This is a genomic window from Streptomyces sp. NPDC058295 (assembly GCF_042880655.1).
GTDB classification, from domain to species: Bacteria; Actinomycetota; Actinomycetes; order Streptomycetales; family Streptomycetaceae; genus Streptomyces; species Streptomyces coriariae.
Genome location: NZ_JBHVYO010000004.1, coordinates 87,083 through 100,627, shown reverse-complemented (window position 1 = coordinate 100,627; position 13,545 = coordinate 87,083). Strand labels below are relative to the sequence as shown.

Annotated in this window: 13 protein-coding genes and 1 pseudogene; 10 read left to right on the top strand and 4 right to left on the bottom strand. The window is 71.5% G+C overall.

What is annotated here, in order from left to right; translation table 11 throughout:
- The first annotated feature begins 60 nt into the window (after nt 1-60).
- Nucleotides 61-1,338 (top strand): multidrug effflux MFS transporter, encoded by a 1,278-nt coding sequence (locus ACFVYS_RS05930; RefSeq protein ID WP_389499254.1) that lies wholly within the window; start codon nt 61-63, stop codon nt 1,336-1,338.
- A gap of 306 nt (nt 1,339-1,644) precedes the next feature.
- Nucleotides 1,645-2,307, top strand: a complete 663-nt coding sequence (locus ACFVYS_RS05925) for a TetR/AcrR family transcriptional regulator (RefSeq protein ID WP_389499252.1) — start codon at nt 1,645-1,647, stop codon at nt 2,305-2,307.
- A 126-nt stretch (nt 2,308-2,433) separates the two neighbouring features.
- Here ACFVYS_RS05925 and ACFVYS_RS05920 read toward each other — a convergent pair whose 3' ends face one another.
- Complete coding sequence (locus tag ACFVYS_RS05920; RefSeq protein ID WP_389499250.1) at nt 2,434-3,231, bottom strand: DUF2993 domain-containing protein; 798 nt, start codon at nt 3,229-3,231, stop codon at nt 2,434-2,436.
- Between the two features lie 718 nt (nt 3,232-3,949).
- Between ACFVYS_RS05920 and ACFVYS_RS05915 the strand changes: the two genes are divergently transcribed.
- Entirely contained in the window at nt 3,950-5,605 is a 1,656-nt protein-coding gene (locus tag ACFVYS_RS05915) for an MFS transporter (RefSeq protein ID WP_389499248.1), read from the top strand.
- A gap of 239 nt (nt 5,606-5,844) precedes the next feature.
- Here the strand turns inward: ACFVYS_RS05915 and ACFVYS_RS05910 are convergent.
- Nucleotides 5,845-6,327 (bottom strand): annotated as a pseudogene (locus ACFVYS_RS05910) (MarR family winged helix-turn-helix transcriptional regulator); the annotation flags it as partial.
- Nucleotides 6,328-6,443: 116 nt separating this feature from the next.
- Between ACFVYS_RS05910 and ACFVYS_RS05905 the strand changes: the two are divergent.
- Nucleotides 6,444-6,959 carry a YceI family protein gene (locus tag ACFVYS_RS05905; RefSeq protein WP_389499246.1) on the top strand — a complete coding sequence of 172 codons (516 nt, stop codon included), beginning with the start codon at nt 6,444-6,446 and terminating at the stop codon, nt 6,957-6,959.
- 675 nt (nt 6,960-7,634) lie between these two features.
- Nucleotides 7,635-8,024, top strand: coding sequence for a cell division protein SepF (locus ACFVYS_RS05900; RefSeq protein ID WP_028806047.1), 390 nt, complete (start codon nt 7,635-7,637; stop codon nt 8,022-8,024).
- Between the two features lie 301 nt (nt 8,025-8,325).
- Here the strand turns inward: ACFVYS_RS05900 and ACFVYS_RS05895 are convergent, their stop codons facing one another.
- Entirely contained in the window at nt 8,326-8,496 is a 171-nt protein-coding gene (locus ACFVYS_RS05895) for a hypothetical protein (protein ID WP_389499244.1), read from the bottom strand.
- A gap of 148 nt (nt 8,497-8,644) precedes the next feature.
- On the opposite strand from ACFVYS_RS05895, the gene ACFVYS_RS05890 reads away from it, so the two are divergent.
- The 3 genes from ACFVYS_RS05890 to ACFVYS_RS05880 all read left to right on the top strand — a co-directional run bounded on the left by ACFVYS_RS05890 (nt 8,645) and on the right by ACFVYS_RS05880 (nt 10,862).
- On the top strand, nt 8,645-9,763 hold the full coding sequence (locus tag ACFVYS_RS05890) for an ATP-binding protein (protein WP_389499503.1): 1,119 nt from the start codon (nt 8,645-8,647) through the stop codon (nt 9,761-9,763).
- Nucleotides 9,760-10,089 carry a nucleotide pyrophosphohydrolase gene (locus tag ACFVYS_RS05885; protein WP_389499242.1) on the top strand — a complete coding sequence of 110 codons (330 nt, stop codon included), beginning with the start codon at nt 9,760-9,762 and terminating at the stop codon, nt 10,087-10,089. The genes ACFVYS_RS05890 and ACFVYS_RS05885 overlap by 4 nt, the downstream gene beginning before the upstream one ends.
- Nucleotides 10,090-10,382: 293 nt before the next feature.
- Nucleotides 10,383-10,862, top strand: coding sequence for a DUF6099 family protein (locus tag ACFVYS_RS05880; protein WP_389499241.1), 480 nt, complete (start codon nt 10,383-10,385; stop codon nt 10,860-10,862).
- A gap of 152 nt (nt 10,863-11,014) precedes the next feature.
- On the opposite strand, the gene ACFVYS_RS05875 is transcribed toward ACFVYS_RS05880, so the two are convergent.
- A complete protein-coding gene (locus ACFVYS_RS05875; protein WP_389499240.1) occupies nt 11,015-11,200 on the bottom strand; it encodes a hypothetical protein in 186 nt (61 codons plus the stop codon).
- Nucleotides 11,201-11,442: 242 nt separating this feature from the next.
- Between ACFVYS_RS05875 and ACFVYS_RS05870 the strand changes: the two genes are divergently transcribed.
- Complete coding sequence (locus ACFVYS_RS05870; RefSeq protein WP_389499238.1) at nt 11,443-12,366, top strand: LLM class F420-dependent oxidoreductase; 924 nt, start codon at nt 11,443-11,445, stop codon at nt 12,364-12,366.
- Between the two features lie 176 nt (nt 12,367-12,542).
- Entirely contained in the window at nt 12,543-13,484 is a 942-nt protein-coding gene (locus ACFVYS_RS05865; protein ID WP_389499237.1) for a DUF4232 domain-containing protein, read from the top strand.
- Nucleotides 13,485-13,545: the final 61 nt, after the last annotated feature.

The following is a 13,545-nucleotide window of genomic DNA, read 5'->3' as shown; positions in this document are numbered from 1 at the left end:
GCTCGCCTTCTGACCTGACGCTATTTGTTAGCTAGTGAACTATTGGTTATCTTTATTCTCATGGTACCTCCGTCATCCTCCCGTGCCGCCGCTCTGCCGACCGCCGATGTTCCCTCCCCCGGCCCCAAGGAACGTTCGGCCGTCGCCCTGGTCGCCGTCCTCGGGGCCCTGACGGCGGTCGCCCCGCTCGCGACCGACATGTACGTTCCCGGCTTCCCGGCCATGGGGGACACGCTCGGGGCGAGCAGCTCGGCCGTGCAGCTGACGATGACCGCGTTCCTGGCCGGGCTGGTCGTCGGGCAGTTGCTGATCGGGCCGCTCAGCGACGGGCTCGGGCGGCGCCGGCTGCTGATATCCGGGTCGGCCGGGTTCGTCCTCTTCTCCCTGCTGTGCGCCGTCGCCCCGAACGTCGGTCTGCTGACCGGCGCCCGCTTCCTCCAGGGCGTGGCCGGCGCGGCGGGCATGGTGCTCGCCAGGGCTGTGCTCACCGACCGCTTCCACGGCGCCGATCTGCCGCGCCACTTCGCGGTGCTCTCCCAGGTCATGGGCGTGGCGCCGATCGCCGCGCCGGTGCTCGGCGGGGTGATCCTGAGCGTCTCCACCTGGCGTGCGGTGTTCGCCGTGCTGGCCGTGCTGGGCGGACTGCTGCTGCTCGCCGTGATGCGCCGGGTGCCGGAGTCCCTGCCGCCCGAGCGGCGTCAGAGCGGCGGCTTCGTGAACACGTTCCGTGCCATGGGAACGCTGCTCGGCCGCCGGGCGTTCATGGGATACGTCCTGGTCGTCGCCTTCGTCGCGGCGGCCCTGTTCACCTACATCAGCGGTTCCAGCTTCGTCTTCGAGAACCTCCACGGCGTCTCCTCGACGACGTACTCCCTCATCTTCGCCACCAACGCGGTCGGCATGCTGCTCGCCGGCACGGTCTTCTCCCGGCTCGCCGGGCGGGGCGTGCGGCTGAACACCCTGCTCACGGCCGGTGTCGGCCTGGTGCTGGCGGGCGCGCTGGCGCAGGTCCTGCTCGTCCTGTCCGTGGGGGAGAGCCTCGTGGGCACGTGGGTCACGCTGTTCGTCACCGCGAGCGGTATCGGGCTGGTCTTTCCGGGCGGCATGAGCATCGGACAGGCGGTGGGCCGGATGGCGCCGGGAGCGGCGTCCGCGCTGCTGGGCGGCCTCCAGTTCCTCTTCGGAGCGGTCGCCTCACCGCTGGTGGGGCTGTTCGGGGAGGACAGCTCCCTGCCGATGGCCCTCATCATGCTGGTCGCGGCCGCGGGGGCCGGCCTCGCCCTCGTCGGGCTGGCCCGGCCGTGGCAGGGACACGGGGAACCGACCGCCTCGGTCTGACGGGGGTGTCGGCGTGAGGGTGTCGTCGGTGCTGGTGCTGGTGCTGGAGCCGTTGTCGCTGCGATGCCGTCCGTCGGCGTGACGGTGTCGTGGGCCTGACGCTGCTCTGGGTGGGACGCTGCCCTCGTTTCGCGGAGCGGCCGGGGAGCGGCCGGGGCGTGGCTGGGGAGCAGCCGGGGCGCGGCTCGGGAACAGCAGGGGTAGACGAGTGTCGCAGTCGAGTCGCCCCCGCGGCGGAGATCGGCCACAATGGGCGCCCGTCGTCCGTTCGTCCGTTCGTCCGTACCGAACCACCCGAGGTTTCCCGTGACCCACTCCGTGGCCCGCGAGCCGCAGCGGCGTAATTCGCGGTCCAACCGGGCGCGCATTCTGGCCACGGCCCGGCAGGAGCTCGGCCGGAACCCGGACGTCACCCTGGAAGAGATCGCGCGGGCCTCCGGCGTCGTACGACGGACGCTCTTCGGCCACTTTCCCGGGCGGGCGGCGTTGTTGGAGGCGCTCGCGGAGGAGGCGTCCGAGGCGCTGTGCGGCGCGCTGGCGGTCGCGACGGCCCCGCAGGAGCCGGCCGAGCGGGCGCTCGCGCACTTCGTGCACACGATCTGGCCGGTGGGCGACCGCTACCGGCTGCTCCTGGCGCTGGCCCGGCGTGACCTGGGCGACGAGCGCGTCGCCGAGATCCTCGCCCCCGCCCGCGACGAGGTCACCGCCATCCTGACGCGCGGGCAGCGCGACGGTGTCTTCCACACGCAGCTGCCGCCCGCCGTGCTGAGCGCGGGGCTCGAGGCGATGCAGGTCGCGCTGCTGGAGGAGGTCAACACCGGGGCGCTGGAGGACGACGGGACCCGGACGGCCGTCGTGACGCTCGTCGCGGCGGGGGTGCCGGAGGAACGGGCCCGGGCCGTGGTCGGCGAGGTCGTGTCGGCGGCAGAGGCAGCGGCGGCGGTAGCGGGTGCTGAGCCGGGGGCCTGAGGCGTCCGGATCACCATGGTGCCCCAGTTGCGCGGTTCCGCAGTTACTCAGCTCCTCATTCGCTAATTCCTTGGTTCCCTGGCTCGGTCCCTGGTTCCTCAGTTCCCCCGCATCTCCGTTCTGCGCTCACAGGTCCTGGTCCTGGTCCTGGTCCGACGGTGCTTCGTCCGGTCGGAAGGTGACCGACCTTCCCGTGAACCGGGCGTCGAGGCCGGTGGCGGTGGTGGTCACGGAGCGCAGGTTCAGGCCGTCGGGGATGTTCCGCAGCTGGATCGGTTGGTCGAAGACCTGGTCGAGCAGTGCTTCCGCCGCCGAGGGCAGCGCGCCGCCCTCGACCTGGAAGTCGGCGAACGCGATCCGGTTGCCGGACGCCGCCGAGACGGTCGTCGTCACAGTGACCCGTCCTCCGCCGAGGGGCAGCAGGATGTCCGCCCTGATCCGGCCCCGCCCGTTGCCCTGCGACACCTCCAGACCGAGGGCCTCGGACACGTCCGGGTAGGACAGACGGGCGGTCGCCTCCGCCGAACGGGCCCGCGCCTCGCTGCCGTCGTCGGACCTGGTCAGGCCGTCCAGCCGTAGGTCGAGTTCGGACAGCGGCAGCGGGCGGGCCGACCCGTCGGCGGGGATGTCGTGGGCGGTGATGTCCACCCGCCTCAGGGTGCCGGAGGCCACCTGCGTCAGGACGGGGAACCCGCGCACGTGGACCTCGGGCCTGGCCGGGGTGTTCATGCCCTCCTGGAACGCCTCCGCCGTTCGCGATTCCACCCGTGCCGTCACCAGCCGGTCGACCGCGACGGGGACCAGGGTCAGCGTGAGCAGGGCGGCGAGGGCGACGGTGGTGGCGGCCGGCCACCACCTGCGTCGGGTGCGGGGTGCTTCGGTCGTGTCGTGGGACGCGCCGGTCTCGTACGTGGACTGGTACATCAACTCTCCTTCGTGGAAGGCGGCTTCGCCTGCCGGGCGGGCCGCAGGCGACGGACGGTCGAGACCTTGGTGTCGCCTTCGACGCCGGTACGGGACGGTCATGTCCCGGGCGGCGGTGAGGAGTTCGCCGAGCCGGTCGGCGTCGAGGTCCTGAGCCCGATGAGCGAGCCCGATGAGCGAACCCGGTGACCGAGCACGGTGAACGAGCACGGTGGACGAGCACGGTGGACGAGCCCGGATGAGCGAGCCCGACGAGCGTGCGAAACCGGTCCTCCACCGTGCACAAGGTGAGGACCGAGCGGGCCAGGGCACTCGTGGCGTCGGCGATCCCGGCGATCCCGGCGATCCCGGCGATCCCGGCGACCCCGGCGACCCCGGTGAGGCCGGTGATCTCGGTGAGGCCGGTGGCATCGGGGCGCGGCTCGGTTCCGCCGGCCGTCTCCCGGGCGCGGGCAATGGGGGGCGGGCGGATCGGGGGTGGCGCGTGTGGAGGTGTGGTGCTGCGGTTCGCCCGGGGCGGTGGGCCGGTCACTTCGCCTCCTCGGGGCTCGGGCTCGCGGCTCAGGGGCTCAGGGGCTCAAGGGCTCAGGGGCTGAAGGGTTCAAGGGCTCAGGGCTCGTGCCTCGGAGCAGTGGTCATCGGAATATTTGCACACCAGTGAGCAATAAACTAGTCTGCACATCAGCGGGCAATTAACTCGTCCTCTTAGGAGCCCCCCATGCCCTTCCCCGTCAACACACCCGTCGAGAAGATGACCGGGCCGTACGCCAAGCGCTGGTCGGCGCTGATCGTGCTCTGCCTGAGCCTGTTGATCGTGGTCATGGCGAACACCTCGCTGATCGTGGCCGCGCCGGACATGACCACGGACCTGGGCCTGAGCAGCAGTGACCTCCAGTGGGTCATCGACGGCTACACGGTCCCGTATGCGGCGTTGATGCTCGTGCTGGGTTCGATCGGCGACAAGTACAGCCGTCGTGGCGCGCTCGTCACCGGGCTGTTGGTCTTCGCGGGCGGTTCGGTGATGGGCAGCCTGGTGGACCGGACCGAGTTGGTCATCACGGCCCGCGCGATCATGGGTGTCGGTGCCGCGGTCGTCATGCCGGCCACGCTGTCGCTGCTGGTCGCGATCTTCCCGCGGCGCGAGCGGGCCAAGGCCATCACGGCCTGGACGGCCACCTCGGGGCTGGCCATCGCCGTCGGTCCGCTGGTCGCGGGCTGGCTGCTCAAGGACCATGCGTGGGGCTCGACCTTCCTGATCAACGTCCCCATCGCGGTCATCGCCGTCGTCGGCGCGCTCGCACTGGTCCCGCCGTCCAAGGCGGCGGGCATGGGCCGGATCGACTACGTCGGTGGACTGCTGTCGATCGTCTCCGTCGGCTCGCTGGTGTACGCGACCATCGAGGGCCCGCACTTCGGCTGGGGCACCGGCCCGATCGCCGCGGCCGTGGTCGCCGGGGTCGGTCTGGCGGGGTTCGTGGCCTGGGAGCTGCGTCATCCGCACCCGATGCTGGACGTCCGCAAGTTCCGGCTGCGGCCCTTCAGCGGCTCGATGCTGGCGGTGCTGTTCTTCTTCTTCGGCACCTTCGGCGCGATCTACTACTCCACCCAGTTCCTCCAGTTCGTGCTGAACTACGACGCGCTGGAGACCGGTGTACGGCTGCTGCCGCTGGCCGGTGCGGTCTTCGTCGGCGCCGCGGTGACCGGGCAGCTGACCCCGAAGCTGGGCGTGCGGGCGATGGTCGTGTCCGGCATGGTGATCGGCACGGCGGGCGTCTTCCTGCTCACCCGGGTCGACACGGGTTCGACGTACACGGACTTCCTCGCGCCGATGATGATGCTCGGCTTCGCGATCGGCCTGAGCGTGTCCCCGGCCACCGACACGATCATGGGGTCGTTCCCGGAGAACGAGCTGGGTGTCGGCGGCGGCGCCAACGACACCGCGCTGGAGCTGGGCGGTTCGCTCGGCATCGCGATCCTCGGCTCACTCCTCGGCACCGCGTACCGCGACGAGCTGACCGACCTGGTCGGCGGCAACCTTCCGGCCGCCGCGCTGGAGACCGCCAAGGACTCGGTGGGCGGTGGCCTGGCGGTCGCCGAGCAGGTCGCGAAGGACCCCGCCGGCGGGGCGCAGCAGGCGCAGGCCCTGGTCGAGGCGGTGCACGAGGCCTTCGCGCACGGAGTCGCCCAGACCAGCATGGTCGGCGGGATCATCATGGCCGTCGGCACGCTGATCGTCTTCGCGGTCCTGCCCGGCCGTAAGGCCGCAGGGGACGCGGACGGGGCGGACGGGTCGGAGGGGTCGGAGAGGGCGGAGGAGCCGACGGGGTCGGAGGAGGCCGCGTCCGCGGAGAAGTACTCCGACGCTTCCCGGTAGGACGACTCGCCCCGCTGCCCTGCTGCCCGCTCGCCCCGCCCTGCCGTGGTGTTCCTCGGAACCCCGCCGGCGGGGCGTCCGGCGTCCGGACTTCAGTCGGAGACGGTGGAGTGCTCCGGCTCCGGCTCCGCCGCCGGAGCCGGTTTCGGCTCTCCCTCTTCCTCTCCCTCTCCCTGTCCCTCTCCCTCTGGCGCCGGCTCCGGAGCCGTGGCAGTGGCGGTAGCGGTGGCGGTGGCAGCTGCAGTCTTCGGTATCAGTCCGCTCATCGCGGCGCACTGCTCCGGGCCCATGACATGGGCCAGCGCCCCCGTCACCGTTTCGGCCAGGGCACCGGACGCCTCCCGGAGCATGCCCCGGGCCTTGTCGGTGAGGGCCACCTCAACGCCGCGCTTGTCGCCGCAGACCGACTTGCGGGTCACGAGGCCGGCGTGCTGAAGGCAGGCGATCTGATAGGTCAGCCGCGTCTTGGGCCGCCCCAGCAACTCCGCGATGCGGGTCATGCGGAGGCCCTCCCGGGGCTGCTCCGCCAGCAGACACAGGACCAGGAACTCGTCGTGCGATACGTCGAGCCGCTCCTTGACCACCGAGCGCAGCCGTTGCTCGACCGCCCCGGTCGCGGCCAGCAGGAGCATCCAGCCGCGCAGTTCGGCCGGCAGCAGACCGGGGCCCTGCTCGGACGGGCATGAGGGCAGGTTGGTGGGGTGCTCAGCGGGATCTGCCATAGCTACGAGTGTATCTGTGGTCCAAATTTGCACGACCAGGTTGTTCAGGTTTGGATTACCGGCTAGCGTGGGTCGTCCCAGCTTCATCCAAATTTGGATTATCAAGGAGAACGGTCATGACCGTCGCCGTGGAAACCGGACAGTGGCAGCTCGACAGGGGCGCCTCCACCGTCGCCCTGAAGCACAAGGCGATGTGGGGCCTGGTCGCCGCCAAGGGCGCCTTCGGCATCGTCAGCGGCGGGGGTGAGGTGGCCGCCGACGGAACCGTCACCGGCACCCTGGTCCTGGACGCGGCCTCCATCGACACCAAGAACGCCAAGCGGGACACGCACCTGCGCAGCGCGGACTTCTTCGACGTCGAGAAGTACCCCGAGATCACCTTCGCGGTGCGCGCCGCCGAACTCGGCGCCGACGGGGCCGTGAAGGTGTCCGGCCAGCTGACGGTGCACGGCATCAGCCGGCCGCAGAACTTCAACGCCCGCCTGAGCCAGGCGGACGCCGACGCGGTCACCCTGGACGCCACATTCACCGTGGACCGGAACGAGTTCGGGATCACCATGAACCAGCTCGGCATGATGGGCGGCCTGACAACGATCACCACCACGCTCCGCTTCACGCGCACGGTCGCCTGAGGTACCACCAGTGAATATTGCCTGACGCGACGTCAGTGATCCCTCATGAGCGGCGGGCCGACTATCAGTTGTGGCCGCCGGGATCCGACGCGGGGACCCGACGCGGGAATCCAGGTCGGCCGGTCCGGTCGGCCGACCGCACCGGCCGCCGGTGCGCTCCCGTCGGCGGGCCGGGGCGCGGCAGGCAGGCACGGTCCTGCTCCGACGGGAGCGCGGTGAACGTGGCAGTAAGCCGAGCCGGTGTCATCAACAGGCTGTAGCGGCCGTGGGGTCACATCGCCACGAAGAGGACCGACCGGGGTGGACCGGTTCCGGTCGGACCAAGCGCCGCACGAACAGCGATGCCGACAGCACTGACAGCGCCGGCACCGCCGCTGTCAGAATGCTCGCGTGCACATACCGCGCGCCGCTCGCTCCTGTCCGGCGGATGTCGCAGGATCCCCGTTTCGCGAGTGTTACCAGCGCTGTTTCTGCCGAGCAAGGCGTTTCGCAACGTTATCGGGGCTGGTGAGCGGGGTGCGCCTGGACGTGAGGATTCCGGTGCGGCCACGTGGGGAAGCCGCTGCGGGGCACTCGGAGGAGGTGGCGGACCGTGTCGCTGTTGGGCTGAACGGGTGACTTGGCGTAAGAATGGCTGGTGCAGGCATTGAAGGCGAGTCAGTTCGGGGGGTGCCGGTGAACCGTTACGACGTCACCGATGAACAGTGGGAAGGGCTCGCTCAGGTTGTTCCGCTGCGGGGCCGGGACGCGTGGCCGTCGGCGGTGAGCCACCGTTCGCTCCCCGACGCGGAGACGGAGACCCGGCGCCGTTTCGTCGTGCTGCGGGTCAACGTCTTCGCGGACGCCCGCGAGGTCGCCGAGACGCTGATGGCGGGCATCCCGGTGCTGCTCGACCTGACGGGCGCGGAGACCGACACCGCCAAGCGTGTCCTGGACTTCTCCACGGGAGTCGTCTTCGGCCTGGCCAGCGGCATGCACCGGGTCGACCGCAACGTCTTCCTGCTGACCCCGCCGGGCACCGAGGTCAGCGGGATCATGGAGGGGGCGGGGGTCCCCGGAGTCTGAGCGGCCCTCGGGTGTCGAGCGCCCGCACCCAGCGCGGCGCTCGGCGACACCCGGGCGCGCCGACTCGCCACCCGCGTCGCCCCCGCCGCTGTCTTCCTCGCGACGATCGTCGGAGTCGTACCCGATCATCGAGGGCCTCCAGGCTTTCCGGGTCTTCAAGATCGCCGGGCCCTCAAGATCGCCGGGTCGGGGTGGTCGGCAGGTCGGGGTGGTTGGCGTGGTCGGCAGCTCGGAGTGATTGGCGGGTCGCTCGATCGTAGGAAGCTCTGCGGGGCGGAACGGTTCGTCTGGTGGCGGAGTCCTACGGTCCGGATATGTCCTCGCCGTTTGCCTCCTCCTCCGGCTCCTCCGCGTCCTCCGGCTCCTCCGCGTCCTCCGGCTCCTCCGCGTCCTCCGGCTCCTCCGCGTCCTCCGGCTCCTCCGCGTCCTCCGGCTTCGTCGCTTCCGTCGGCTCCTCCACCGCTTCCTCCACGCCCTTACCTCACTCGGCCTTACCTCAACCGGTGTCCGACCAGCCGCCGTCCGGGGACGTCTCCCGTACCGTGCCCGCGCAGGCGCCGTCCGTGGCGGAGCGACATGGTCCGTCTCCCGCGCCGGGTCTCCGTACGGCGTCCGCCCAGGTGCGGTACGTCCGGCCCTGTGTCACCGAGTTGCGGCTCTCCGCCTTCGCGGGGCATCGTCGGGCCCGGTTTCCACTGGGGCCGGTCACGTTGTTCGCCGGGGCCAGCGGGAGTGGCAAGAGCAGTGCGCTGCGGGCCTACGAGGCGCTGGCCAGGCTGGGGGGCGGGGCCGCGCTGGGCGAGGTGTTCGCCGATCCGGCCGCGTGTGTGCCGCAGGGGGCGCAACCCGATGCCCAGCGTCGTCGGGGGTTCCGTATCGGATGCACGGCCGACGGACCCGGCGGCCCGGTTCTGCTCGATGTCGCCGTGCAGGCCGAACCCGAACTGCGCATCGTGGGGGAGCGGCTGAGCGCGGCGGGCGTCGTGCTGCTGGAGACGGCGCTGCGCGATCCCGGGCGCCGCGCGGTCCAGGCGGCCTGGCACACCGGTGGCTCCGCACCGGTGACCCGCGCCCCCCTGCCCGACGACCGGCTCGGCACCGCACTGCTGCCGCTGCGCGTGGCCGGCAAGACCGACGGACAGCGGCAGGTGCTCGCCGCCGCGGAACAGATGGTCGTCGCCCTGCGGTCCGTCTTCGCCTGCGATCCACAACCCGACTGGATGGGCGTCCCCGTCCCCACCGGCTCCGGCCGACTGCTCGCCGGCTGCGACAACCTCGCCGACGTGCTCTGGCGCACCCGCGAGGAGTGCGGACGGCGGCACGCGCAACTGGTGGCCGCGCTGTCCGCCGGGTCCACGGGACCGGTCGTGGACCTGCGCGCCGAACCGCTGACCGACGGGACGGTCCGCGCACTGCTCCACCGCGCCGACGGCAGCCGCACGGAGCTCGCCCGGCTGGGGTACGGCGAACTGCGCTACGTCGCCCTCGCGCTGGTGCTGCTCACCGGACCGGGCGTCCTCGATGTGGACCCGGTCGGCGAGGTGCCCGCCGCGATGCAGACCCTCACCCTGCTCGCGGACGGTCTCGACCGTGGTCTCGACGTCCGACAGCGCGCCGAACTGCTGCGGCTGGCGGTGCGGATGGCCGAGCGCGGGCACATCCGCTGCGTCGGCGCGGTCGGCGACGGGTACGGGGCCGCCCGGACCGAGGGAGTGACGGTGGTACACCTGGGTCCGTGACAGAACAACACCTCGACGTGGCGAAGCTCCAGCGCAGACTCGCCGAGTTCGCGGCCGCGCGGAACTGGCAGCCCTTCCACACCCCCAAGAACCTCGTCGCCGCGCTCAGTGTGGAGGCGTCAGAACTGGTCGAGATCTTCCAGTGGTTGACGCCGGAGGAGTCGGCGGACGTGATGGAGGACCCGGAGACCGCTCACCGGGTGACGGACGAGGTCGCCGACGTGCTCGCCTACCTGCTCCAGCTCTGCGAAGTGCTCGGTGTCGATCCGCTGGCGGCGCTGAACGCGAAGATCGACCGCAACGAGCACAGGTTCCCGGCGCCGTAGCGGCGGCCCGGGGCGGCCCGGGGCGGGACGGCAGTGGCCCGGCAGAGGCCCGGAGACGGCCCAGCGGTGACCCGGCAGTGACATAGCGGCGCCGGGGCGGCTTCCGGAGGGAGCCGAACAGTCCGTTTTCACTCTCCGCAGTCAGTGGGCGGACCGAAATCGATTTGTTGTCCACAGATTTCGGTCTTCCTCTGGCTTTTCGCCCCACAGACCCTCACTCTGGGTAGTGGACTGGTGGACACGGGTGTTCGGGCGGACGTGCGGGCAGCACGTCGGGCAGACGGGGGCAGCGCATGGACGCGGTGCGGCTCATCCTGACGAGCAGGCGCGCGCTCGCGGGCAGCGGCGAGGGAGCAAGGATCCTCGAGGAGGTGTGGCAGGCGCAGGCCCTGGCGCAGGCGATCGGCAGTCGCCTCGCCGTCTCGGGCCCGCCCGAACTGCGCGGTGAGGCACTGGGACTGACCGAGCTGGCGGGCAGAGGCTGCGGTGTGCTGGGCGCGCCGGACCTCGATCCCGGGGACCTGCTCGCCGCCCGGCTCACCGAACTGGACGACGCCCGCCGGGCGCTGCTCGACCTGAGCGGCCTGCTGGGCGAGGTCGGCATAGCCCTGGTCGGCCTTGCGAGCTCGGCGGACGACCAGGGCACGTACTGGAAGTGCATGGAGGCCATCGACGCGGCGGACGAGTCCAGGGACCGGGTCCTGGAGATGCTGCGCAAGCTGGCGGCGAGAGAGGAACGGGAGGAGAGAGAGGGCGCGTTGCCGGAGAGGTGAGGAAAGCCGCCCTGTCCGGCGTCCGGCGTTCGGGGTTCGACGTCCGGCGTTCGACGTCCCGCGCTGGGCGCCCGGCGGCCGGTGAAGCGGCAGAAGCGGAGGAGGGGCGGGAGGGTGGGTGGGGGGGAGGGGGGAGAGACTGGGGCGGAGGCTCAGCCCGCCGTGCCACCTTCTTCTCTCGGCCCCCGCCGCACACCCCCGGTCGACTGGAAATCCGCATCCAGCGCGGAAAGATCCGCGTTCAGGGCCGCCATCAGCTCCTCCATCTGCTGCAACAACCCCTTCGGCTGGGCTGCGGCGGGGGCCCCGCCCTGCTGCGGCACGCTCTCTTCGGACATAACGGCCTCCTCGGCCCTGGCCCCCCGTGAGGAGGGCCGTTGCGGGTGGCGTCCCGGCGCTGACCAGCCCGGCACGGGCGCCGGCCGGTCCGGCTCCGCCCGCCCAACGATCACCGGAGGGGCGGGTCACTGGCCCGGGCAACCCCCCACGCACGGCACGGGCGATGTTCACCCGGCCGGGGACGGCCGGGGGAGACGGGACCGGTGGCGTTGACGGGGAAGCCGGAGTGCAGGATGGAGGTATGGATCTGCGTATCTTCACCGAGCCCCAGCAGGGGGCGACCTACGACACCCTCCTCGCCGTGGCGAAGGCCACCGAGGACCTCGGGTTCGACGCCTTTTTCCGGTCCGACCACTATCTGAAGATGGGCGACGTGAGCGGCCTCCCGGGCCCCACGGACGCCTGGATCACCCTCGCCGGACTCGCCCGCGAGACCAAGCGCATCCGCCTCGGCACGCTGATGACCGCCGGCACGTTCCGGCTGCCGGGTGTCCTCGCCATCCAGGTCGCGCAGGTGGACCAGATGTCCGGCGGGCGGGTCGAACTGGGCCTGGGCGCGGGCTGGTTCGAGGAGGAGCACACGGCGTACGGGATCCCCTTCCCGAAGGAGAAGATCGGCCGGCTGGAGGAGCAGCTGGAGATCGTCACGGGCCTGTGGGCGACGGAGCTCGGCAAGACGTACGACTTCCACGGCACGTACTACGACCTGACCGACTCGCCCGCGCTGCCCAAGCCCGCGCAGGCGAAGATCCCGGTGCTGATCGGCGGCACCGGCGCGACCCGCACGCCGCGGCTGGCCGCCCGGTTCGCCGACGAGTTCAACATGCCGTTCGGCTCGATCGAGGACAGTGAGCGCCAGTTCGGCCGGGTGCGGGCCGCGGCGCAGGAGGCGGGCCGCGCGGCCGACGCGATCACCTTCTCCAACGCCCTCGTCGTCTGCGTGGGCAAGGACGACCAGGAGCTCGCCCGTCGTGCCGCCGCGATCGGCCGCGAGGTCGACGAGCTGAAGGCCAACGGCCTGGCCGGTTCTCCGGCCGAGGTCGTCGACAAGATCGGCCGTTATGCCGAGGCCGGCTCCCGGCGGTTCTACCTCCAGGTCCTCGACCTGCACGACCTGGACCACCTGGAGCTGATCTCCGCGCAGGTGCAGGCGCAGCTGACCTAGTACGGCGATCGAGGACGTGAACGGCGGCGCGCCCGGCCCGGCTTGGACATCGTTGTCTTCGTTGTCTCCATTATCCGGACGGCCGGGACGCGTCGCCGATCATCTGTGACACGGCTGTGACCGGAGGTGTGGCTTCCGTCACGGTCGGCATGGTCCGGCCCTGATGAGGTGGCCGGATGCGCAGACCCCTCCCGCTCCTCCCGGCCCTGGCCGCCCTGCTGCTCCTCACCGGGTGCGGATCGGAACAGGCCGGCACCCGGAACGGCGGCGTCGGCGCGAGCGGCTCGACGCCGCGGACACAGGTCACCCAGCCCGCCGTGGACGGGGTCCGGATCACCTCGGTGACCCTCCCCGCCGCCTTCGCGAGCCCCAGCGCATCCGACGGCGGCCTCGTCAAGGCCGAACGCCTCCCGACCGGACTCGCCGCCGATTCCGGCGTCTCGGCCGCGTACGAGGTCACCAACTCCGGTACCGAAGCGCTGACGTACACCGTCCGTTTCGACTTCACGACGAGCGCGGGCGAGGTCATGGGCAACGAGCGGGTGACCGTGCGCTCGGTGGGGGCAGGCCGGACGGTACGGGGCACCGTACGACCGGGGGCGCTCGTGCCGGGAGCGTCGGCGGTGACGACGGTGAAGGTCGGCGAGGTGACCAAGGTCCCGGCGGACGAGGCGCCGAGCGAGGCCGGGGGCTGCCCGCCCTCCGGGATCCGCGTCTCCGCCGACGACGGCGACGCCGCGATGGGGCTGCGCGTCGTGGGACTCATCCTGGAGAACTGCGGCGATCGGGACTACACGGTGGACGGCTACCCCCAGGTGACCCTCCTGGACGAGGACCACGAGCCGATCGACGGCGTCAAGATCTTCGAGGGCAGCGGCGGCATCTCCACCGTCACCGGGTTCGACGACCCGCCCCGGCCGGTCACCCTGAAGCCCGGAGAACGGGCGAACGCCGGTCTGATGTGGCGCAACACCACCGGCTTCGGCACCGCCGTCGACGTCCCGTACGTCCGGGTACGAGCCAAGTCCGACGCCGAGCCGGTGATGGTGACCCCCCACCTGGACCTCGGCACCACCGGAAAGCTGGGCGTCAGCCCGTGGCGAAGCACCCCGGAGTAGCGCTTCGGGACGGCCCACCTCCGCCTCCGCCCCCGGCGCCCGGTGCCTGACCAGCGCGGAC